The organism is Kocuria sp., assembly GCF_030536815.1.
Lineage (GTDB): Bacteria > Actinomycetota > Actinomycetes > Actinomycetales > Micrococcaceae > Kocuria > Kocuria gwangalliensis.
The window spans coordinates 1-1972 of record NZ_JAUNPE010000294.1 but is presented as its reverse complement, the minus strand read 5'-3'; the positions used below and the strand labels follow the sequence as shown (position 1 = coordinate 1972).

At 60.2% G+C, this 1972-nt stretch carries 1 protein-coding gene; it reads right to left on the bottom strand.

Annotation, left to right across the window (positions count from 1 at the left end):
- Positions 1-279: 279 nt before the first annotated feature.
- Positions 280-1371: a hypothetical protein gene (locus Q4E95_RS13305; protein WP_303383756.1), complete on the bottom strand. Its 1092-nt coding sequence runs from the start codon at positions 1369-1371 to the stop codon at positions 280-282.
- Positions 1372-1972 lie beyond the last annotated feature (601 nt).

Genomic DNA, 1972 nt, shown 5'->3' with positions numbered 1-1972 from the left:
GGCGGTGGGGCTGGTCATGTTGATCATCTGGTACCCGGCGGCGTGGATTGTCGGGCCGATCGTCGGCACCACGATCATCGCCGGCGGGCTCAAATCCATGGCCTACGCCCGCGCCATGGATGCTCAGCGCGGAGGGAATCCCAGCTGGCCAGGTTCCGCAGATTGAAAGACACGCGGACAAGAGCGAGGAGGCGAGCGGCGTCGTCGACCCGCACATCGCGCAGATAGTCGGGCGGGCAACGTTTACCGGCCATACCCTTCACCGCCGCCCGTGCTCGGTCAGTCCTGTTCGTCTCGCTTCTTGGCCAATTGGCGCCGCACGTACTCCCTGCGGGTGTAGGTGGCCTCGCTGATAGCACTTTCGCTGTCGAAGTTCAGGCCCAGGGCCCCTCCCATCATTCCCAGCGCTGAAGCCAGCCATGCGATGTCCAGGTAATTTACGAAATTGACGGAGTGCCCCACGTCACCGGCCAGGTATTCAGCGTCCACCACAGCAAGGGCCACGGCGAGCAGAATCGCCCAAATCACCAGGTACATCGCGGCCACACCCACACCTACGGTGATCATTGTGGCGACGTTGTCGAGCCCGCTCCGTATCTGGTTGTGCGCACCCTTGAGGGGGTTCCACAGTCCATTGTGGCCAATGAGCCAAATGCTGAACGCGGTGATGACGACAACACTGATCATGGCCATGCGCGGCGAGGACAGGGCGTCGGACATGTTCCAGATGGAGGCATAAAAAATACCGAAGGCGCCTGTGGCCACCCCCGCTGCCACAGAACTGGACAGTGCCGGCAAGAGACCCAGGGGGCGATTACAGCGAACCATGCCCGCGAGCAACCGGGGTCGGCTCATGACACCGGCGAGCACAATGTCGTAGTTGTTCCGGTCGTTTTCGTGTTGGATCCGCCGCCACTTCCGGTGGCCGAACCTTTGGGGACTCGGCATCGTGCGAGAGCGCCCTGAAGTGTCCATTTGCATGGATCTTACGAGCTTGGTCAGTACGCGCCGAGTCTTGGACTTGATCCGGACGGCGCCGAAGGCCGGCAGGGAGACCAGGGCTGTTCCACCCGTAGCGTCCACCTCGCACACCAATGAGTTGTTGTTCAGGGAACGGGGCAGATCGGTCAGGTAGACGATGTAGTCCCATTCGTGATCGCGTTTCAAGTCGGGAGCGTGCCTCAGAAGAGGGATCTCGTTCTCGGCGGTCAACGGAAAAGTCTCGCGACTGACATCCACTCGCCACTCAACGGATTCAGAACTGTCGAGCCGGTTCAGATCACGCTCCACAGAGCTGGCTACGGATCGAGCAACCACCTCGGGTAGACCTGGGTCGGCCATGAGGCCGATGGTCAAAATCTGTTGAGCCATGGAATCAGTATGGGCGAATCGCTCGCTCGATATGAAAACCACCGCCTCACGTGGTCAATTGACGGTTCTGGTGGCTTCTACAAAGCGGGTCAGCTCCGCAGCTAGCAGCTCCGGGCGGTCGAAAGCCGGCAGTCTGTGCGCGAGTGCGGGAAGCTCTCCCCGCGAAGCAACCAGCCGATTCGCTTCATCTGCATAGCCAACCAGAGAAGTGCAGCGACCTGAGTACTGGTTATGATCATTTTTCCGGGATGCCCCGTACCGTGTCTCCTTTGGTACACCGGGTACGCCGATCTCGTCGGCGCAGTCCTACCCCGTGTTGCCAGAACCCGCTCACACACTTAGTGCGTCGTTAGCACCCTTTCGAAAGCGGCCGAGGGCTATAACGGCACCTCGTGTGTCGAGCCTGGTTGTAACCACGCCTCACCTGCGGATCTTCCGTCTGCGAGGTCTGACTCAGCATTAACCCCGCTCACGACGTCAACCACATTCTGGAGCTTGGGGACACAAAAAATCCCCGCTTAACCTGGTCAAACGGGGATTTCCGTGTTTGTGCGCGAGGGGGGACTTGAACCCCCACCCTCTAATACGAGGACTAGCACCT

Coding starts and splice junctions, on each gene's coding strand:
- Q4E95_RS13305 (WP_303383756.1), bottom strand. CDS start 1,371: ATGGCTCAACAGATTTTGACCATCGGCCTCATGGCCGACCCAGGTCTA.